18 protein-coding genes are annotated in these 19,014 nt (G+C 62.4%); 11 read left to right on the top strand and 7 right to left on the bottom strand.

The features are described from left to right. Positions 1 to 138: 138 nt before the first annotated feature. From OVA00_RS03100 to OVA00_RS03065, 8 genes are all read left to right on the top strand, one after another. Entirely contained in the window at positions 139 to 699 is a 561-nt protein-coding gene (locus tag OVA00_RS03100; protein WP_268087948.1) for a GMC family oxidoreductase, read from the top strand. Between the two features lie 242 nt (positions 700 to 941). Then, the gene (ggt, locus tag OVA00_RS03095; protein ID WP_060519315.1) at positions 942 to 2,681 is read left to right on the top strand and encodes a gamma-glutamyltransferase; all 1,740 of its coding nucleotides are present in this window, start codon (positions 942 to 944) and stop codon (positions 2,679 to 2,681) included. Positions 2,682 to 2,888: 207 nt separating this feature from the next. Then, complete coding sequence (locus tag OVA00_RS03090; protein WP_034789629.1) at positions 2,889 to 3,245, top strand: SPW repeat protein; 357 nt, start codon at positions 2,889 to 2,891, stop codon at positions 3,243 to 3,245. Positions 3,246 to 4,029: 784 nt separating this feature from the next. After that, positions 4,030 to 5,058: a YdcF family protein gene (locus OVA00_RS03085; protein WP_268087944.1), complete on the top strand. Its 1,029-nt coding sequence runs from the start codon at positions 4,030 to 4,032 to the stop codon at positions 5,056 to 5,058. Between the two features lie 235 nt (positions 5,059 to 5,293). Beyond that, positions 5,294 to 6,004 (top strand): 7-cyano-7-deazaguanine synthase QueC, encoded by a 711-nt coding sequence (gene queC, locus OVA00_RS03080; protein ID WP_268087943.1) that lies wholly within the window; start codon positions 5,294 to 5,296, stop codon positions 6,002 to 6,004. Continuing rightward, complete coding sequence (gene queD / locus OVA00_RS03075; protein WP_060519321.1) at positions 6,004 to 6,360, top strand: 6-carboxytetrahydropterin synthase QueD; 357 nt, start codon at positions 6,004 to 6,006, stop codon at positions 6,358 to 6,360. The genes queC and queD overlap by 1 nt, the downstream gene beginning before the upstream one ends. Then, positions 6,357 to 7,094, top strand: coding sequence for a 7-carboxy-7-deazaguanine synthase QueE (gene queE / locus OVA00_RS03070; RefSeq protein ID WP_268087941.1), 738 nt, complete (start codon positions 6,357 to 6,359; stop codon positions 7,092 to 7,094). The genes queD and queE overlap by 4 nt, the downstream gene beginning before the upstream one ends. 102 nt (positions 7,095 to 7,196) lie before the next feature. Further along, the gene (locus OVA00_RS03065; RefSeq protein ID WP_060528950.1) at positions 7,197 to 7,547 is read left to right on the top strand and encodes a DUF488 domain-containing protein; all 351 of its coding nucleotides are present in this window, start codon (positions 7,197 to 7,199) and stop codon (positions 7,545 to 7,547) included. Between the two features lie 19 nt (positions 7,548 to 7,566). Here OVA00_RS03065 and OVA00_RS03060 read toward each other — a convergent pair whose 3' ends face one another. After that, the gene (locus OVA00_RS03060) at positions 7,567 to 8,412 is read right to left on the bottom strand and encodes an arylamine N-acetyltransferase family protein (protein WP_268087940.1); all 846 of its coding nucleotides are present in this window, start codon (positions 8,410 to 8,412) and stop codon (positions 7,567 to 7,569) included. 2 nt (positions 8,413 to 8,414) lie between these two features. Beyond that, positions 8,415 to 9,581, bottom strand: coding sequence for a serine hydrolase domain-containing protein (locus OVA00_RS03055; RefSeq protein ID WP_268087938.1), 1,167 nt, complete (start codon positions 9,579 to 9,581; stop codon positions 8,415 to 8,417). A 198-nt stretch (positions 9,582 to 9,779) separates the two neighbouring features. On the opposite strand from OVA00_RS03055, the gene OVA00_RS03050 reads away from it, so the two are divergent. From OVA00_RS03050 to OVA00_RS03040, 3 genes are all read left to right on the top strand, one after another. Beyond that, positions 9,780 to 10,595: an SDR family NAD(P)-dependent oxidoreductase gene (locus OVA00_RS03050; RefSeq protein WP_112771439.1), complete on the top strand. Its 816-nt coding sequence runs from the start codon at positions 9,780 to 9,782 to the stop codon at positions 10,593 to 10,595. Position 10,596: 1 nt separating this feature from the next. Further along, the gene (locus OVA00_RS03045; RefSeq protein ID WP_112771438.1) at positions 10,597 to 11,496 is read left to right on the top strand and encodes a LysR family transcriptional regulator; all 900 of its coding nucleotides are present in this window, start codon (positions 10,597 to 10,599) and stop codon (positions 11,494 to 11,496) included. A 149-nt stretch (positions 11,497 to 11,645) separates the two neighbouring features. Then, complete coding sequence (locus OVA00_RS03040) at positions 11,646 to 12,497, top strand: alpha/beta fold hydrolase (RefSeq protein WP_060519334.1); 852 nt, start codon at positions 11,646 to 11,648, stop codon at positions 12,495 to 12,497. A gap of 57 nt (positions 12,498 to 12,554) precedes the next feature. Here OVA00_RS03040 and OVA00_RS03035 read toward each other — a convergent pair whose 3' ends face one another. The 5 genes from OVA00_RS03035 to OVA00_RS03015 all read right to left on the bottom strand — a co-directional run bounded on the left by OVA00_RS03035 (position 12,555) and on the right by OVA00_RS03015 (position 18,969). After that, positions 12,555 to 13,631: an ABC transporter ATP-binding protein gene (locus OVA00_RS03035; RefSeq protein WP_112771437.1), complete on the bottom strand. Its 1,077-nt coding sequence runs from the start codon at positions 13,629 to 13,631 to the stop codon at positions 12,555 to 12,557. Then, positions 13,628 to 15,892 (bottom strand): glycoside hydrolase family 2 protein, encoded by a 2,265-nt coding sequence (locus OVA00_RS03030; protein ID WP_268087934.1) that lies wholly within the window; start codon positions 15,890 to 15,892, stop codon positions 13,628 to 13,630. The genes OVA00_RS03035 and OVA00_RS03030 overlap by 4 nt, the downstream gene beginning before the upstream one ends. A gap of 8 nt (positions 15,893 to 15,900) precedes the next feature. Further along, a complete protein-coding gene (locus OVA00_RS03025; RefSeq protein WP_051659165.1) occupies positions 15,901 to 16,722 on the bottom strand; it encodes a carbohydrate ABC transporter permease in 822 nt (273 codons plus the stop codon). Then, a complete protein-coding gene (locus tag OVA00_RS03020) occupies positions 16,719 to 17,618 on the bottom strand; it encodes a carbohydrate ABC transporter permease (protein ID WP_034789839.1) in 900 nt (299 codons plus the stop codon). The genes OVA00_RS03025 and OVA00_RS03020 overlap by 4 nt, the downstream gene beginning before the upstream one ends. An 82-nt stretch (positions 17,619 to 17,700) precedes the next feature. Next, positions 17,701 to 18,969, bottom strand: a complete 1,269-nt coding sequence (locus OVA00_RS03015; protein ID WP_060585687.1) for an ABC transporter substrate-binding protein — start codon at positions 18,967 to 18,969, stop codon at positions 17,701 to 17,703. Positions 18,970 to 19,014: the final 45 nt, after the last annotated feature.

Here is a 19,014-nt window from a genome sequence, read left to right as displayed (position 1 = left end):
CGACGCTCAACGACGAGTTCGGCAGTCTGTTCGGCCAGATGCGTCTCGGTCTGCAGTATCTCTTGACCGGCAAAGGACCGTTCTCGATGAGCGTCAACCAGGCGGGCGGTTTCTTCCGCGGCCGGCCCGACGAAGAGCGTGCCGAACATCCAGCTCTATTTCAACCCGCTCTCCTACCGCATCCCGACGGATCCGAAGGCCGGGCTGAAGCCGGAGCCCTATCCCGGCTACCTGATCTGCTTCAATTCCTGCCGGCCGACGAGCCGCGGCAGCATCTCGATTGCGTCCGGCGACCCCTCGGTGAAACCGCTGATCCGGCCGAACTACCTGACGACCGATCGCGACATCGACGAAGTGCTGCAGGGAAGCCGGCTTGTCCGCCGGATCGCGTCGGCCTCGGCACTCTCATCGTTGACGGCGGAAGAGATTTCGCCGGCGCCGCGCGTGGAAAGCGACGAAGCGCTGATGGACTATTTCCGCGAAAACTCCGGCTCGATCTACCATCTTTGCGGCACCTGCGCGATGGGGCCGGAGCAGGAGAGTTCGGTGGTCGACAGCCGCCTGAAGGTTCACGGCGTGCCCGGTCTCCGCGTCGTCGACGCCTCGATCTTCCCCAACATCACCGCGGGCAACATCAACGCGCCGACGATGATGGTTGCGGAGAAAGGTGCCGATCTGATCCTTGCCGATGCCGCCTGAGCGGCACGGCTTTTCTGTCGACTGGGGGACCCGACGCAGTGGCCGGTCAGGCGTAGGGGTGTCGTTGAACGTCAGGCGTGATTTGCCATCGTCGATTGAGCGTGACTATACTTCCCGCACTTCATAGCCGTCCATATCAGGTGCTTGCCCCTACCGAACGATCGTTGCCACCGCGCTCGACGCGGCGAGACCACGGTCATTGAAATCTGGCAATGCGCCGCGAGCCTGCGAGGGAGAGACGCATGCCGAGTTTCCGCTTGAAGACGCTGTCGATTACGTTGCTCTTTGCATCGAGCCTGACGCCCTGGGCGGTGCAGGCGGCTTCACCCGAGCCCGTGAAGGCGGAGCACGGCATGGTGGTCACGGCCCAACACCTGGCATCCGATATCGGTGTTGCCGTGCTGAAAAGCGGTGGCAATGCCGTGGATGCAGCCGTTGCCGTCGGCTATGCGCTTGCCGTCACCTATCCGACCGCCGGCAATATCGGCGGCGGCGGTTTCATGACCATCCGCTTCAAGGACGGCAAGACGACGTTCCTCGATTTCCGCGAGCGGGCGCCTCAAGCCGCGACCAAGACCATGTATCTCGACGCCAAGGGCAATGTCGTTGACGGCCTGAGTACCGAGGGCTATCTCGCCGTCGGCGTTCCCGGTCCGGTCCTGGGCTTCGAAATGGCGCGCAGCCGCTATGGCACCAAGCCGCTTGCCGAATTGATCGCTCCGGCGATCGCGCTTGCCAAAGACGGCTTCGTGCTGGAGCAGGGCGATATCGATTCCTTCGAGGGCGAAACGGACAGGCTCGCCAAGGACCCGGCCGCGGCCGCGATCTTCCTGAAGGACGGCAAGCCGTTCGTCGCCGGCGAGAAGCTGATCCAGGCCGATCTTGCCGCATCGCTTTCGAGCATCGCCGAGAAGGGCACCGACGCCTTCTACAAGGGCGCGATCGCCGACCAGATCGTCAAGGCGAGCGCGGAGAAAGGCGGCGTGCTCGTCAAGGCAGATTTCGAGCGCTACGCCGTGCGCGAACTGGAGCCGGTCAAGTGCAACTACCGCGGCTATGACATCGTCTCCTCGCCGCCGCCATCCTCCGGTGGCGTGATCATCTGCGAAATCCTCAACGTTCTCGAAGGCTACCCCATTTCCTACATGGGCTATGGCGCCGCCGACACCGTGCATGTGATGATCGAGGCCATGCGCCACGCCTATGTCGACCGCAACACGTCGCTCGGCGATCCTGATTTCGTCGAGAACCCCGTCGCCAAGCTCACCGACAAGGCCTATGCCAAGGACATCCGCGACAAGATCGATCCGTTCCGCGCCGGCGTTTCCGCCACGCTGATCCCCAAGGGTTTCGGCGAAAGCAAGGAGACGACGCACTATTCGATCATCGACGACGAGGGCAATGCGGTTGCCGTCACCTATACGCTGAACGGCTCCTTCGGCGCCGGCGTCGTGGCGCCCGGAACCGGCATCCTGCTCAACAACGAGATGGATGATTTCACCGCCAAGCCAGGCGTGCCCAATCTCTACGGTCTGGTGCAGGGCGAGGCCAATGCGATCGCGCCCGGAAAGACGCCGCTGTCATCGATGAGCCCGACGATCATCTCCAAGGACGGCAAGCCCTTCATGGTGATCGGCAGCCCCGGCGGTGCACGCATCATCACCATCACGCTCGAAGCGATACTCAACGTCATCGACCACGGCATGAACATCCAGGAAGCGGTCGACGCGCCGCGCGTCCATCACCAGTGGCTGCCGGACAAGGTGTTCATGGAGCCCTATGCGCTCTCGCCAGATACCCGCAAGCTGCTGTCGGCCATGGGCCACAATGTCCAGATCGATGAAAGCTGGACGATCTGGGGACAGGCGACCGGCATCCTCGTCGGCGGCGAGAGCCTTTCGGACATCGAGGCCGGCGGCGGCGCCCGCTACAATGGCGCAGTCGACAGCCGCATCGGCGCGGGTGCTGCGCGCGGTTACTAGACGCACGCGAAGCGGCGCAAAGCTGCGCCCTCGACACCCATTCAGAGCGGCGGATCGTCGGTTCGCCGCCTGATTTCGCGCATGCGACCACCGCGTGCTCACGCGAAAAAGATTTGAAAGCGGTTCCGGTTGAATTTATTATGTTTTCAGAGCGTGCGACCGCACGCGATCGTACGCTTTGGCCAAGCTTCATTCGTGGAGGTTGTCATGGCACTGATGGAAGGAAAGAAAGCACAGGACTGGATCAATCTGGTTCTTGCCGTCTGCCTGTTCGTCTCTCCCTGGATCATGGGTTTCGTTGTCGAAAGCGTTCCGGCCTGGAACGCTTGGGGCGCCGGCGTCGTGCTCGGCGTTCTGGCTATCGCGACGCTTGCCATGTTTGCGGAATGGGAAGAATGGGCAAGCCTCATCGTCGGGCTCTGGCTGATCGCTTCACCCTGGCTGCTCGGTTTCTCGACCAGTCCCAACCCCATGTGGACGCATGTCGTCCTTGGGGTGTTGGTGACCGCGCTCGCGATCTGGGCCGTCTGGGACGAACGGCAGCATCCGCATGCACATGCATGACGATGAGTAGAGAAGATTGCGGCCCGGCGCCGCAGCGCCGGGCCGCAATCAGTTTGCATCATTCGTTGCAATTTTGCGTTTGCGGCTGGCCGGATCGAGAGCGAAATCTGAAAAACCGTGCGGAACCGTCCTCTTCGGATTTGCGTGAGTTCAAAGGTCAGATCCCTTCGAACAATCCAAACGGGCCAGCGCATCGATTCACCTTACGGTGTCTTCGACAGCGCGGCGCGCAACGACCGCCACGAACTCCCGAGCTCCGGAGTAGGTTTTCGGCTACCCATCGGCAGCGAGATCGTTGAAGCAGGCTTTGCTCTTGCCGAACCATGGAAATCACTGCCGGCAAGCCAATGTTCATGACATCCTGGTCATTCAGCGATTGCGCACGCACGCTGCGCGGGCGATGGCGTGCAATTGGATAATACCAATATAACGCCAATCAGCGACTGTTTCGGAACGTGAACGCAACTTGTATGCGCTATCTGTAAGAAATGTAACACGAATTATTCCGGCTTCAGTCGCCATTACGGATAGTTGCGCCGCCGCGATCTGGACAGGTGGTCATGTTTTGGTATTTCTAATACTGGCCGCAAGGAGATGGGCCAAATCGGAAGTGAATACGGAACGCTATCGGCCCGAGGGCGAGCAAGCCGGCGGGCAACCGGAAAACTGGGAGATTTAAATGAAGCCGAGTTCCATTTTTGCCCCGTTGGGGTCGACCGTGACAGCATCGGGCACCCCGCGTTCGGTGAAGGCGGGTAGCGCACGGCGCCGCCTCCTTGGACTGTTGACAGCGACAGCGTGTCTCATTTCAGCGGTTCCAGCCGGCGCCTTCGACCAGGCAAACGCTGCCCGTATAAAACAGCTGGTCGACACCGGCATGCAGTATTACTGGTCGGGCGGCGACGTCAAAAAGGCGGAAGCCGAAGTCTTCAAGGGCATTACGCTGCATGGCAAATATGATGTCGTGGAGGAAGCCTTCAAGGAAGCGTCGACGCTCGCGCCTGAGCGGTTGGATTTCCAATATGCCGTTGCTGCGACCCAGATCATCCAAAAGAAGCTCGACGACGCGCAGGCGACCTTCCAGAGCATCCTCAGCAAGGACCCGACCGCTTTTGATGCGCAAAGCTGGCTTGAGGCAATTGCCCGCATCCGTGGCGATGAGACCGGCGCGGCGCTTGCCCACCAGGCTCTGGCCGGTCTCGATCGCGAGAAAGCGGAAGAGTATCGCAAGCGGTTTGTTCGCGCAGAACAGATCATGGCTGAAAAGCCGAACTTCGACGTCCCGACTGTGCCAGGGAAGGTCGTGATCGTCGCGCTGGGCTACGCGCTCGCCGATGACGGCAAGGCGCAGCAAACCTTGCTCGATCGTCTCGAGGTGACGTTGAAGGTCGCCGAGGCCAACCCGACAGCGCTCGTCATGGTGAGTGGCGGCGTGCCGAAAAATGGCGTTACGGAAGGTGACGTCATGTCCAAGTGGCTGGTCGACAAGGGTATCAGTCGCGATCGCATCATGATTGAGGACAAGTCGAAAGATACGATCGGCAATGTGATCAATGCCGCCAATCTCCTGGTGCGGCATCAGGCCGACACGGTAATCCTGGTGACCAGTTCGAGCCACATGCGCCGCGCGCGCACGGTCATGGAGGATGCCTTGAAGCAGCGCGACCTGCCATCGGCAGTGGTGCCGCTGAATGCACTGGACGCGCCAACCCAGGATGAAGCGGCAAAGATCGGGGCCGACGAGCGGTTGGTCATTTACCGTGATCTGATGCGTGTTTCGGGCGTATGGGCCTATCCGGGGCTGCAGCAGTAGTCATCGGAACATCCCCGAAAGCGCCTGATGCTTGCGCGTCCCACCCTTGCACTTAAGGGTGGGACGCGTGCGTTTCTGACTCGGTTTGAGAATGCGCCGGTCGCGTGTATGGCACGCAGGAAGAGGCTGCGTTCTCCCGCACTTCAACATAATGCTTCCCATCCGTCCTGCTTTGCCCTAGAAGGCGCGCCGTAATCCGGTCGCAGCCTACCCGGTCAAAACAAGGACACCTATCATGAAGACAATCGTCATCTGCTCCGGCGGATTGGACTCGGTATCGCTTGCCCACAAGGTCGCAGCCGAACACGAACTCATTGGCCTGCTCTCCTTCGATTACGGCCAGCGACACCGTAAGGAGCTGGACTTTGCCGCCGCCTGTGCCAAGCGGCTCGGCGTTCCGCATCAGGTCATCGACATCAGCGCGATCGGCGCCCATCTCACCGGATCGGCATTGACGGACGATGTCGACGTGCCCGACGGCCACTACGCCGAGGAAACGATGAAAGCGACGGTGGTTCCGAACCGCAACGCCATCATGCTCTCCATCGGCTTCGGGTTGGCAGCGGCGCAGAAGGCGGATGCGGTGGCCGTCGCCGTGCATGGCGGCGACCATTTCATCTATCCCGACTGCCGTCCCGGCTTCATCGACGCGTTTCAGGCGATGCAGAACCACGCGCTCGACGGCTACGCCGACATCACGCTCTACGCGCCCTATGTGACGATTTCGAAGGCGGATATCGTCACCGACGGCGCGAGCCATCAGACGCCCTTCGAAGCGACCTGGTCCTGCTACAAGGGCGGCGCGCGCCATTGCGGGCGCTGCGGCACCTGCGTCGAGCGGCGCGAGGCCTTCCATCTGGCCGGCGTTGCGGATCCGACCAACTACGAAGATCCGGATTTCTGGGTGGCGGCGACGTCGGCCTTTGCGGCCGGGGAGGTGAAGTGATGTTCCGGATCACCAAGGAATTCCATTTCTCCGCCTCGCATCAGTTGAAGAGCCTGCCGGCAGACCATCAATGTGCGCGGCTGCACGGCCACAACTACATCGTCGAGGTCGAGCTTGCCGGCGCGGAGCTCAACGAGCACGGCTTCGTGCGCGACTATCACGAGCTTTCGCCACTGAAGCGCTACATCGACGAGAGTTTCGATCACCGCCATCTGAACGACGTTCTCGGCCACGACCGGGTGACGGCCGAATGTCTGGCGAAGCACTTTTACGACTGGTGCAAGGCGAGGCTGCCGGAAACCTCCGCCGTGCGTGTCAGCGAGACGCCGAAGACTTGGGCGGAATACCGGCCATGAGCGGGCCCGGCGAAACGCGCATCCGTGTCAGCGAAATCTTCGGGCCGACGATCCAGGGCGAGGGCATCCTGATCGGGCTTCCGACCGTGTTCGTGCGCACCGGCGGCTGCGACTATCGCTGCAGTTGGTGCGACACGCTGCACGCGGTCGACAGCGAGTATCGCGACCAATGGCTGCCGATGGGCGTCGAAGAGATCTGGAGCGAGGTCGTCACGCTCTCCGGTGGCAAGCCGCTGACGGTCTCGCTTTCCGGCGGCAATCCGGCGATCCAGCCGCTGGCGCCCCTGATCGCCCGCGGGAAAGCCGATGGCTATCGCTTCGCGCTGGAAACGCAGGGCAGCATCGCCAAGGACTGGTTTGCGGATCTCGACGTGCTGGTGCTGAGCCCGAAGCCGCCGTCGAGCGGCATGGAAACGGACTGGCAGGCCTTCGACGACTGTCTTCGAATGGCAGCGGATGGGCCGCAGGTGGCGCTGAAGATCGTCGTTTTCGACGAGCGCGACTATGCCTATGCCCGGGATACGGCGGCCCGGTACCCCCATCTGCCGGTCTACCTGCAGCCTGGCAACCATACGCCTCCACCCCCTGACGACGACGACGCCAAAGTCGACATCGACGGCATCATCGATCGCATGCTCTGGCTTGTCGGCAAGGTGACGGAAGATCGTTGGTTCGAGGCCCGCGTCCTGCCGCAGCTGCACGTCCTGCTCTGGGGCAACAGGCGCGGGGTGTAGGCGGCAGGCGCCCCCTTACCGCTTGCCGGCAAGCGCCTTCGCGCTTGGATCGCCAATCGGCGGCAGCTATGGTCCTCAAATCAAGACCAATGAGGGGCGTTCATGCAGCTGAAGACGAAACGTGTCTATGAGCCGAAGGCCGATGGCGACGGGATGCGCGTCCTCGTCGATCGCCTCTGGCCGCGCGGTTTGACCAAGGCGGAAGCCGCGGTCGATCTCTGGCTGAAGGACATAGCGCCGACCACGGAGCTGCGCCGCTGGTTCCATGCGGATGAAGGCACGTGGGAAGAGTTTCGCGAGCGCTACCTTGCCGAGCTCGACGGCAATCCGGTGGCAGTTGATCTGTTGCGACAGCGCATTGCTGAGGGCCCGGTGACTTTGCTTTACAGCGTGAAGGATGAGGCCCGCAATCATGCGGAGATCCTCAAAGGCTACATCCTCACCCATCGATAGACGAGGCGCCGGGTTCACGTCATGTCGTTGGAATGGATGCCTCGAATGCGCCGCCGGCGCGCGCAGCGATCCGGCGCCAGTCGCCGTCGAGGGGTAATCCGAAGACGTTGATAAGGGCAGATTCGATTGCCGGTGCATCGAATTCTTGGCGCGTCACGGTGCCGTTCCTGTCACGGATCGTCAGCCGGTTTCCGAGCAGGATGTTACGTGTCTCCTCGGTGGTCAACGTCACCAGCAGGGTCTGTCGGAAAAGCGAATGCGGATCCGTGTATGTCGCGATGTTTGCGATCCTATACGCGTCCTCTCCACAAATGCTCGGCGATACCTCGTAGACCGGTACCCAGTCACGAACAAGTAATGCCTCCAGCACGTAGCCATCGAGCGTTCGGCTGAGACGGAACGGCTCATGCTGCGTCGGTTGCGGCGTGGTTCGGTCGAAACGCAGCGGCGCGGTCGGCACGCAACTGCCGAAGCCGACATCGACCAGATAGCCGACATCGTTCACGAAGACGCGGAGCGCCATGTGCGACCAGGCCGGCGGCGGCGCGCCCGGGGCGCGCATCCACAGGACGCGGGCGATCAAGGGATCCACCCGGTAGCCGAGCGACGTGAGCACGCGCTGCAACAGGCCGTTCTGCTCGAAGCAATAGCCGCCACGCCGGCGGTCGATGAGCTTGGCGTCGACCGCCGCCGGCGAAAGGTCGATCCGACGGCCGAGAAGCACGTCGATGGCCTCGAAGGGGATCGACGCGGCATGGCGGGCGACGATCCTGCCAAGCGTTGTGAGATCGGGCGAGAGCGGCCCGACATGACCGATGCGGGCGAAGTAGCGGCCGAGGTCGACGGGAAATGGGGCGTTCCGCATGGCTAGAGGCTCCGATAGATGGCGTCGCGAAGATCGTCCGGAAAGCGTCCGTTCATGCCCTCAAAAGCGGTGTTGGTGAGCGCAACGACTGTCAGGCCGCGGGCCGGGTCGATGAACCACCTGTGCCCGTAGGCGCCGTCCCATTGCAGTGTGCCGCGCGACTGCGGTGTTCCCGCCATCTCGGGTTCGACAAGCACGGCGCCGCCGAAACCGAACTCCCACCCGGCGCCGGCGGCCAATCCGCCCGTCCTTGCCTGAATGTCGAACATCGAGCGGGTGCTGGCGGCGTCGAGCACCGGCGAGTGTCCGGTCCTGAGGCTTTCGAGAAGGCGGATCACGTCGCCGGCCGTGCCTGCCATGCCGGCACCGCCGGAGGGAAAGGCCCGCGGGTTCAGGATCCGGCCGGGCGACAGGCGCACGGGATTGCCGAAGAAGGGAACCGCATCGTCGCCAACGAGCCGCCGTGGCCGCGGCGAGGCATCGCCATAGTGGACCACGAGCCTGCGTGTATCGGTCACGGAAAAGTCGGTGTCGTTCATCCCCATCGGGCGTGTGACGAGCGTAGCAATCGCCTCCGGCAGCTTTGATCCCGTCGCCTCTTCGATAACGGCGCCAAGCACGTCGAGGCTCATCGAGTAGCCCCAGCCATGTCCGGGCGGATAGGAGAGCGGAATGGCGGTGAGCTTGCCGATGAGGGCGGTGAGATCATCGTCGGTGTCGTCGAGGCCGCTGCTGATGGCGTGCCGGCGATAAGGGCCGTCGCCCTGCTCCATGAACACGTAGCTCAAACCGGCACTGTGCGTCAGGAGTTGGCGGATGGTTATCCGAGGCTCGCTGCCGTCCGGCAGCTGCGGCCTGAACGCGGGCAGCCATTCCGACACGATATCGTCGAGACCGATGGTGCCCCTTTGCACCAGGTTGAGAGCGGCGACCGTGACGATCGGCTTTGCGACCGAGGAGAGCAGGAAGATGCTGTCCTCGGTCATCGGCCGGTCGGCCTCGCGGTCCGCAAGCCCGGCGGCATGTCGGTAGCCGGGCTCGCCGTCGATAAGGATCTCGACGACTGTGCCGACGATGCGCTGTTCATCCAGGGCTTCCGCAATCACCCGGTCGAGTTCGGCCTTCAGCCGCGTTCTGCGCTGCGATCTTCCTTGTCTTGTCGCATCCATGATCGTCTCCTGTGCTTCTCGAAACTGCGGCCCGGTCGACGCTTCAGGGCGAAATTCGGGCTCCCGGACAAAGGCAAAGCCCGTTCGCAGCGAAAGTCGATCGTCTGTTCCCGTATGGGAGGCATACGCGCCTGCACGAGGCAGCCGTCGTCGTCCGGCGCTAAAAACGGTGCGACAACGTCAGATGGAGTCGGGTTGATGAACACAAACAATCTGGGATTTGCAGGCAAAGTCGCCTTAGTCGCAGGCGCCAGCAAGGGTATCGGCGCGGCCACCGCCCGCGCCTTTGCGCAGGCCGGCGCATCCGTTGTCCTTCTTTCCCGCTCGCAGCCGGCGGTCGAGGCGTTGGCGGTTTCCATCCGCCAGGCGGGCGGCGACGCACTGGCGATCGCTGCCGATGTCGGCGACGAGAGTGCTATGAAGCAGGCGCTTGCAAGTGTGATGCAGCACTATGGCCGGCTCGACGCCGCCTTCAACAATGCGACGGATGGAACCATGCCGGCCCCGCTTGCCGATCTCGATATCGAAGGGTTCGATCGCGGCATCCGCACCAACATTCGCGGCACCTTTCTCGGCATGCGTTACCAGATCGAGGCGATGGCGAGGGCTGGTGGCGGCGCGATCGTCAACATGGCCTCCGTCGCCGGCATCAACGGCACCTCCGGGCTTTCCGCCTATGTCGGTGCGAAGGCCGGGATCATCGGGCTGACCAAGGCGGCGGCGCTGGACTATGCCGACCAGGGCATCCGGATCAATGTCGTTGCGCCCGGGCCGATCCTCACCCACCATCTCGAGGCCGCCGGCGCGGACATCCAGCGGCACGCAGCACTTTCAACGCCGATGCGCCGGCTTGGCCGGATGGAGGAGGTGGCCGCAAGTGTCCTCTGGCTCTGTTCCGATGCGGCGAGTTACATCACCGGCGTGGTACTGCCGATCGACGGGGGCATGACGGCGGGCACGAAAGTGCCTATGAATTACCGTCGAGGCGAGCCGCCTCGGCCGGCTGAACCCTGAGGTGCCTGTGGACTGGGAAGAACTCCATCTTGTTCAGCACTTGGTCCGCCACGGCTCGCTGAGTGCAGCCGCCCGTGCGATGGGCACCACGCAACCGACGCTCAGCCGTCGCCTCGAGGCTTTTGAGCAGAAGACGCGCAAAACACTGTTCGAGCGGCAACCGGGCGGCCTCGTGCCGACCGCCGTGTGCCTCTCCATCCTTTCTGCGCTCGAGCACATGGAGGCGAACGCGCTTGCGGTGGAGCGGCGCCTTGCGGTGCAGGACGACGCACTAGAAGGCACCATCACCGTGACCAGCCTCGACTGGATCGGAGACTACCTCCTGGCGCCGATCCTGACCAAGTTTGCAGCAATGCATCCCGGCGTCAGCATTCACCTTTTGAACGATGGCCGGCGCTTCAACCTGTCCAGGCGGGACGCAGACATCGCCTTGCGTTTCGGCAGTTTCGACCAAAACGATATCGTCGAGCGCAAGGTTGCCGATGTCGCCTACGGCCTGTTTGCAACGGAAGCCTACCTTGATCGTTTTGGCCACCCGGATGTTGCGGGCGAAGGCAGGAACCAGACGATTGTCGAGCTGATGGAGACGCCTGTGCGGGTATCGCTCTCGACCTGGCTGAAAGACCTTTTGCCGGAGGCGAGAGTGCTGCTGCGCACGAATTCGATTCGTTCACAATTGAGCGCGGTTGAGACCGGACAGGCACTTGCCACGCTGCCGCACTTTATCGCCGCCGGCCGGAATGGCCTTGTGGCCCTTGACCTCGGCGTTGCCGCGCCGGTTCTGCCGCTGAAGCTCGGTGTTCACCCGGAATTACGTGAATTGCCGCGGGTGCGAAAGCTCATGGATTTTGCCGTATCGCAGTTCGCGCCCCTGCGGGTGAGCCTCAACCCGTCAGGCTGAAGCGCCGGCGGACCAAGGCGCGACGCGTTTGCTGGGCACCGCAACGAATGCGCGAAATTTTCTTGGCTGTCGATGTCGGGAGATGACGACGTCATGCGTCTTAATCTCGAAGGCGGTGCTCAACCGCGCTGACAACAAGGAGATTGAGAATGTTTCGTACCGCTTTGATCGCTGGCGCCCTGCTCATGTCCGGCACTGCCTTTGCCGAGGCTGAGACCGTCGAAGTCAACGGCATGAAGATGTATTACGAAGTCTCGGGCGAGGGCGAGCCGCTCGTCGTGCTGCACGGCGCCTACATGAACATTCCCTCGATGGGTGCGATCATCCCGAAGCTGGCCGAGACCCACAAGGTCTATGCAATCGAGTTCCAGGGCCATGGCCGCACCACCGATATCGATCGCCCGATCACCTATCCGAACCTCGCCGACGACGTCGCCGCCTTCATGGATGCGGTGAAGCTGGAGAAGGCCGATGTCTTCGGCTACTCGATGGGTGCGGCTGCCGGCCTGCAGCTGGCGATCCGCCATCCGGACAAGGTGAACAAGCTAGCCGCCGCGTCCGTCGGCTACGATGCCGAGGGCTGGCAGCCGGAATTCAAAGCATTCATCCCGCAGATGACTGTCGAGATGTTCGTCGGCATGCCCTTTGCCGAAGACTACCGCAAGCTTGCTGCCAATCCGGATGGGTTTCCCGATCTGGTCAAGAAGCTGATCCAGCTCGAAAAAGAACCGATGGCCTGGGAGCCGGATGTCAAGGCACTGAAGACCCCGGTTCTCGTCATCGCCGGCGATGCCGATGTGGCGACGTTGGAGCACACGGTGGCACTGTTCCGCCTGCTTGGTGGCGGCGCCATGGGCGACATGGGAAAGCCGCTGTCGCCTTCGCGGCTCGCGATCCTGCCGGCGACGTCGCACACCGCCGTCATCAACCAGACGGAACTGTTGGAGGCTTTCATCGAGCCCTTTCTGAAGGGTGAGACACCGAAGGGCATGTTCCCGTGACAACAACGAACGGCGCCATCTTCGCAGGTGGCGCCGCCCTCCTATGGTGGATAGCTTCTAGCGCAGGCGCCTGCCGTCTGCGTCGAACACCAGAGCGGCTGTGGGTTCGAAACGGGCGGCGATGCTGTCGCCGGACTTCAGGCCGCGGCCGTTTTTTGTTTCGATGATGATCAGTTCGCCGTCGCCGTGCCGGGCATATGCAAAGGTCTCGCCGCCCAGATGCTCCAGCATGTCGATCGTCAAATCGAGGCTCGCCGAGCCGCTGTCGCCGAAATGCTCGGGGCGAATGCCAATGGTCACGGTGCTGCCGGGCGTTACGCCCTTGACCGCAATCGGCAGCGTCGCATTGCCGAAATCCGCCAGGCGGACATGTTTCTCCCCGCCCGCGTTTGTTTCGACGATCCCCTTCAAAAAGTTCATCTTCGGCGAACCAATGAAACCGGCGACGAAGAGATTGGCCGGATCGTCGTAGAGGTCGAGCGGCGAGCCGACCTGCTCGACCACGCCGCCGCGCATGACGACGATCTTGTCGGCAAGCGTCATCGCCTCGACCTGATCGTGGGTGACGTAGATGATTGTCGTCGCAAGCTTCTTGTGCAGCCTGGCGATCTCGATACGCATGTGCACGCGCAATTCCGCATCGAGGTTCGACAGCGGCTCGTCGAAGAGAAAGATCTTCGGGTGCCGCACGATCGCCCGGCCGATCGCCACGCGCTGGCGCTGGCCGCCCGAAAGCTGTTTCGGCTTGCGGTCGAGCAGCGGCCCGAGTTCCAGGATGTTCGCGGCTTCGCCGACGCGTTGTGCGATCTCGGTCTTCGGCACGCCGGCAAATCGCAGCGCGAAACCCATGTTCTCCCGTACTGTCATATGCGGATAGAGCGCATAGGACTGGAACACCATGGCAATGCCGCGCTTGGAGGGGTCGACATCGTTCATGCGCTCGCCGCCGATCGTGAGATCACCTGACGTGATCTCCTCCAGTCCGGCGATCATCCGAAGCAGGGTCGACTTGCCGCAGCCGGATGGCCCGACGAAGACGACGAACTCACCGGTCTTGATGTCGAGGTCTACACCCTTGATGACCTCGAAGTTGCCATAGGACTTTCTGACGTGCTTAAGTTGGAGTTCGCTCATGCAGCCGCCGCCTCGTCCGACACTGCCGAAAGCTCCAGCCTCACGGTTCCAAGCCGCGTCGAGGTCACCGCGACGGCGATGCCGCCGGCAGCACCCGTCGTTTCCAGCCAGAAGCCGGTCGAACCGCCCTGGAAGATCAGGCGATCGGGGCCGAGCAGGCGGGCAGGGCCGGTGACTGTCACGTCGACCGCGTCATTGAGGAAGGGCAGGATGTTGCCGGCCTGATCGAGCGCGCGCACGATCACCCGCACGCTGTCGCGCCCTTCGGCCCGAAGCGCCGTGCTGTCGGGGACGACTTCTAGCGCCGTCGGCACCGGATCGGCGACCATGCGCAGGTTGGCGACGGGCTCGCCGTCGATAAAGCCGGTGAAGGCTGCGTCATCCCACTTCATGCCCCAGACGCCGAGTTCGTCCTTGGTGAAGTGGCGATGGTCGATGACGACGGGCGGGTGCGGCAGATGCGGGAAGTTCTCGCGGTCGGGGCCGACGCGCTTGACGAGCGATCCGTATTTCAGCTCGACCTCGTCGCAGTTGGTGAGCACGATCAAGGGCAGCACGCCGCCGATGTTGCGCTCGCCGCGTGCCCAGAAGGTGACCGGCTTCATCACCACGCCCTCCGACGGTTCGCATTGGCTGGCATAGACATAAGCCGCGAATTTCGGCTGGCGGAACATGTCCATGACACCGTGATAGCAGATCCGGTCGCCGGAGCCGAAGTCCTTGTGGGTGTTGTAGTCGAACATGCACCAGCCGACGGCGCCTGAAATGCTTGGGTCGCCATAGGCCGCGTTCAGCACTTCCAGGTGCCGGCGCACATGCTCTGCCTGCCGTTGCTCCTGGTCGTAGATCTTCGTCGGAAACATGTGGCCGCCGAATTCGGTGATGAGATAGGGCACCTTGCGGGTGAGCCCGGTGCATTCCTGCTGCGGACGTAGCGCCGTGCGCGGGCGGTTTGCGCCCGGCAGTTCCTCGTTGCCGAGGATAAAGTCGTTCATGGTGTAGACGTCTTCGAGGTATTCGCTGTCGGTAATGTAGCGCACGCCGCCGGTCTGGCGCGTGGGGTCGAGTTCGCGTGCGAGCCGGTTGGTCTCGACGTAGAAATCATGCGAGTCCTGGGATTCGTTGATGCGTACGCCCCAGATGATGATCGACGGGTGGTTCCAGTCGCGCTCGATCATGCGGCGGACGTTTTGGATCGCCTCCTGTTTCCAGCCCTCGCCGCCGATATGCTGCCAGCCGGGGATTTCCTCGAAGACGAGCAGGCCGATGCGGTCGCAATGGTCGAGGAACCACTTGGATTGCGGATAATGCGAGGTGCGCACGAGGTTGCAATGCAGCGTGTTCTTCAGGATCTCGGCATCGCGCTCCTGCGCCGTGCGGCCCATGGCGTAGCCGACATAGGGGAAAGCCTGATGGCGGTTGAGGCCGCGGATTTTCAGCGGCCGTCCGTTGAGCTTGAAACCATCCGTGGTGAACTCGGCGGTGCGGAAGCCGAAGCGTGACGACAGCCGGTCGCTGCCGCGATCGCTGCGCAGCTGCGCTTCCACTTCATAGAGAACGGGGCTGTCGATATCCCAGAGCAAGAGGCCCTTCAGGCCCGTGATCTCAAGGGTGACGCTCTCGCCGCGGCTTTCACCGGCTGCTTCCGCCAGCACCTTGCCGTTCGCGTCCTTGAGGAGTGCCGTGACCGTGCCGGCAAAGTTGACGCCTTGCGGATTGCCGAGATCGCAGCGGATCGAGACGGACTTGGCATCGCTGAGCGCATCGCGGGTTTCGATCTTGAGATTGGCGATCGAAACGGCATCGGTGACCTTCAACCAGACGTCGCGATAGATGCCGGCATAGGTGAGATAGTCGATGCGGCCGCCGAAGGGCGGGATCTCAGGGTTTTCGCTGCCGTCGATCTTGACCGTGATCAGGTTGTCGCCTTCCCGCAGCTTATCCGTCAGTCTTGCTTCAAAGGGCGTGTAACCGTCCTTGTGGGCGATGATCTCCTCGCCGTTGAGATAGACGACGGCGTCGGCCATGGCGGCGTCGAACACGAGCGAGACCTCGCGGCCGTGGAACTCGCGACGCCAGGTAAGCACCTTCTGATAGGTGAAGGCGCGCTGATAGGATGCCTCGTCGAAATAGTTGAACGGCAATTCCACCGCATTGTGCGGCAGGCTGACCGATTTGCCTGCCTGCAGGCGGCCAGCGCTCGCCGCATCGAAGCCTTCGGAGAAAATCCAGGTATCGTTGAAAGAGGTAACAGAACGCATGATCATTCCTATTTGACTGAGCCCAGCATTCCCTGGACGAATTGGCGTTGCATGAAGAAGAAGACGGCGAGGGTGGGAAGTGTCGCGAGAATGGTGCCGACCATGACGACGCCGTAGTCGGGGTAGTAGGCAGACGCGAGCGAGGAGATGACCAGCGTGATCGTCTTCTGCTCGTTCGACTGCAGCACGATCAGCGGCCAGAGATAGTTGTTCCACGCCGTCATGAAGACGATGATGAAGGCCGCCGCATAGGTCGAGCGCATGACCGGCACATAGATGAACAGGAAGATCTGCCATTCCTTGAGCCCGTCGACCTTGGCGGCGTCCCGCAGTTCCGACGGGAAGGCCTTGGTGGTCTGGCGGAAATAGAAGACGACGAAGGCAGAGCCGATGGTCGGCAGCACGACAGCGAGGTGCGTGTTGATCAGCCCCGCCTTGCCCATCATGATGAACAGCGGAATCATCAGCGCGGCAAACGGGATCATCATCGTCAACAGAAGGGCGCTGTAGATCCTATCGCGGTGGCGCGAGCGGAACATCTCGAAGCCGTAGCCAGCCAGCGACGACACGGCGAGCGTCAGCACCGTCGCGAGAATGGCGATCTTGGCCGAATTCCAGAAGACCAGCGGTGCGTTCACCTGGGTGAAGAAAGTGGCGATGTTGGTGGCAAGCGCGCTGCCCGGCATCATCCTGCCCTTGATGATGTCGATCGAAGAATTGGTCGCGCCGAGCAGCATCCAGACGAAGGGAAAGATCGAGAGAAAGGCCATCAGCCCGACGAAGCCGTAGGTGACGATGGTGCCGACGATACGTGTGGTTCCGTTGTTCATCGGTCGCGCTCCCGTGCCGCGAAGAATTGCAGGCAGGCGAGCAGGGCGACGAGCACCACGATCACATAGGAGACCGTCGCCGCGTAGCCGAAATTCGGCATGAAGCGGAAGGTCAGGTTGTAGATATAGAGCGACAGGGTCAGCGTGGCGTTGGACGGTCCGCCCTTGCCTTCGGTGAGGTTATAGACCTCGTCGAAGAGCTGGATCGTGCCGATCGTCGAGATGATCGTCGTGAACAGAATGACGGGCTTCAACAGCGGGATAGTGATGTGGGTGAAACGCGCCCAGGCGGGCACGCCGTCTATCCGCGCGACCTCGTAGATCGACTTGTCGATGTTCTGCATCGCCGCGAGATAGAAGATCATGTTGTAGCCGGTCCAGCGCCAGGTGATGGCGAGGATGACGAGCACCTTCGCCCAGAAGGGATGGGTCAGCCACGGGATCGGCGAGGCGATGAGGCCGATCGCCTCGAGCGTCGAGTTGACGATCCCGTCGAGCGCGAACATGCCCTTGAACAGCACCGAATAAGCAACCAGCGAGGTGACGCAGGGCAGGAAGATGGCGGTGCGGAAGAAGCCGCGGCCGACGAGTTTCGGATTGTTGAGCAGCGACGCCAGGATCAGCGCCAGCAGGATCATGATCGGCACCTGCACGACGAAATAGGTCAGCGTGTTCGTCAGTGCCTTGATGAAGACCGGATCGTTCCAGAGGCGGATGATGTTCGAAAAGCCGGCGAATTTCAGCATCATGCCGCGGCCGGACTGGAACGACATCCACAGCGACCAGACGATCGGATAGATCATGAAAAGGGCGATCAGCCCGAGTGCCGGCGCGACGAAGAGCCAGCCATTGACGTTGTAATATCGGCCGATGCCGCCGCGACGCGCGAGAGCCATCATCATCCCCATGGATAGCAGGAGCCGTTGGCCGCGGCGTGTTTACCGCGGCCAGGAGCAATGCAGATAATCGCCGCGGCGATTACTGGACCTGTGCGCTGACCTCGGCGTCGATCGCCTTCAGGATGTCGTCGACGGGCGTTCCCTGCTGCAGTGCCGGAAGCTGTGCGGTAACGGCCGTGTCCGCCTCGTTGGTGAAGACGCCGTAGTTGACCGAGGGGACCTTCGCGAGCCAGTCGGAGAAGTTCTGCCAGACCTTTTCGCCACCGAAGAAGGCATCGGCCTCGCCATAGGCGGCACCGCCGCGGGCAGCGAGCAGTGAGCCGACGGCGCCGCGGTCCGTAAGGATCGTCTGGTAGAAGTCGACGTCCTTGGCGTAGACCTCGTTCAGGAAGTCGATCGCTTCGGCCTTCTCGGCTGAGCTTTCAAGCACGTACCAGCTCGAGCCGCCGAGGTTCGAGGCGTGCGTCGCGCCGTCGATCGAAAGCGCCGGGATCGGCGCCACGCCCCATTTGCCCGACTGGTCCGGCTGCGCCTTGACGGTGCCGGTGATCCAGACGCCGGTGATGACGGTGGCGACATCGCCGGACGTGAAGGTGCCGACCCAGTCGGCCCAGCCGGCGGCGGGCTTGTAGATGTTGGCGGCCATGATCTTGCCGACCGTCTCAAGCGACGCCTTCAGCGCCGCGTTGCCGGTGATGTTCGTCTTGCCTTCCTTGTCGAAATACCATTGCCCGGCCGATTGCATGATGATGCGCACGAGCCCGGCGTCGGTCGGGTCGAGACCCATCATCTTCTTGCCGGTCTTGGCTTCGACCTGCTTTCCGATCTCGATGAAGCGATCCCAGGTGATGCCTTGCATGTCCTCCGGCTTGAAGCCGGCCTGCTCCAGATAGTCCTTGCGGTAGTAGAGACCGGTGACGCCGGAATCGAACGGCATGCCGTAGACCTGGCCATCCAGCGTCATCAGCTCGACCTTGTAGGGAGCGAAGCCGGAGTAATCGACGGTGCCGGAGAGCGGCGCGAAGGCGCCGGGGAAGGACTGCAGATATTTCTGCGCGCCGTAGTCCTCGATGAGAACGATATCGGGCAGGGCGTCTGCGGTGCCGGACGAGAGGCCGGTCTGCAGTTTCTGCTCGACGTCGGCCTTGGCGAAATCGACGATGTTGAAGGTCACGTCCGGGTGCGTCTTGGTGTAGCGCGCGCCGGCCTCCTTCATGATCGCGACGTTGAAGTTCGGATCCCAGCACCAGATGGTGATTTCCTTGGCCTCGGCGGCCGTGACGGCCAAGAAGCTGGCGCCTGCAAGCGCGATGGCGGCAAAGCGCGGCAGATAGGTACGCGTGTCCATAGTTTCTCCTCCCTCGAAATTCGTTCCCCGAGACGTTCCTCCTGG

The organism is Ensifer sp. SL37 (assembly GCF_026672675.1).
In the GTDB taxonomy this organism is placed as follows: Bacteria; Pseudomonadota; Alphaproteobacteria; order Rhizobiales; family Rhizobiaceae; genus Ensifer; species Ensifer adhaerens.
The sequence above is the reverse complement of the archived record's forward strand: the minus strand, read 5'-3'. Positions and strand labels throughout refer to the sequence as shown.

Coding starts and splice junctions, on each gene's coding strand:
- ggt (WP_060519315.1), top strand. CDS start 942: ATGCCGAGTTTCCGCTTGAAGACGCTGTCGATTACGTTGCTCTTTGCA.
- OVA00_RS03090 (WP_034789629.1), top strand. CDS start 2,889: ATGGCACTGATGGAAGGAAAGAAAGCACAGGACTGGATCAATCTGGTT.
- queC (WP_268087943.1), top strand. CDS start 5,294: ATGAAGACAATCGTCATCTGCTCCGGCGGATTGGACTCGGTATCGCTT.
- queD (WP_060519321.1), top strand. CDS start 6,004: ATGTTCCGGATCACCAAGGAATTCCATTTCTCCGCCTCGCATCAGTTG.
- queE (WP_268087941.1), top strand. CDS start 6,357: ATGAGCGGGCCCGGCGAAACGCGCATCCGTGTCAGCGAAATCTTCGGG.
- OVA00_RS03065 (WP_060528950.1), top strand. CDS start 7,197: ATGCAGCTGAAGACGAAACGTGTCTATGAGCCGAAGGCCGATGGCGAC.
- OVA00_RS03060 (WP_268087940.1), bottom strand. CDS start 8,412: ATGCGGAACGCCCCATTTCCCGTCGACCTCGGCCGCTACTTCGCCCGC.
- OVA00_RS03055 (WP_268087938.1), bottom strand. CDS start 9,581: ATGGATGCGACAAGACAAGGAAGATCGCAGCGCAGAACGCGGCTGAAG.
- OVA00_RS03050 (WP_112771439.1), top strand. CDS start 9,780: ATGAACACAAACAATCTGGGATTTGCAGGCAAAGTCGCCTTAGTCGCA.
- OVA00_RS03040 (WP_060519334.1), top strand. CDS start 11,646: ATGTTTCGTACCGCTTTGATCGCTGGCGCCCTGCTCATGTCCGGCACT.
- OVA00_RS03035 (WP_112771437.1), bottom strand. CDS start 13,631: ATGAGCGAACTCCAACTTAAGCACGTCAGAAAGTCCTATGGCAACTTC.
- OVA00_RS03030 (WP_268087934.1), bottom strand. CDS start 15,892: ATGCGTTCTGTTACCTCTTTCAACGATACCTGGATTTTCTCCGAAGGC.
- OVA00_RS03025 (WP_051659165.1), bottom strand. CDS start 16,722: ATGAACAACGGAACCACACGTATCGTCGGCACCATCGTCACCTACGGC.
- OVA00_RS03020 (WP_034789839.1), bottom strand. CDS start 17,618: ATGGCTCTCGCGCGTCGCGGCGGCATCGGCCGATATTACAACGTCAAT.
- OVA00_RS03015 (WP_060585687.1), bottom strand. CDS start 18,969: ATGGACACGCGTACCTATCTGCCGCGCTTTGCCGCCATCGCGCTTGCA.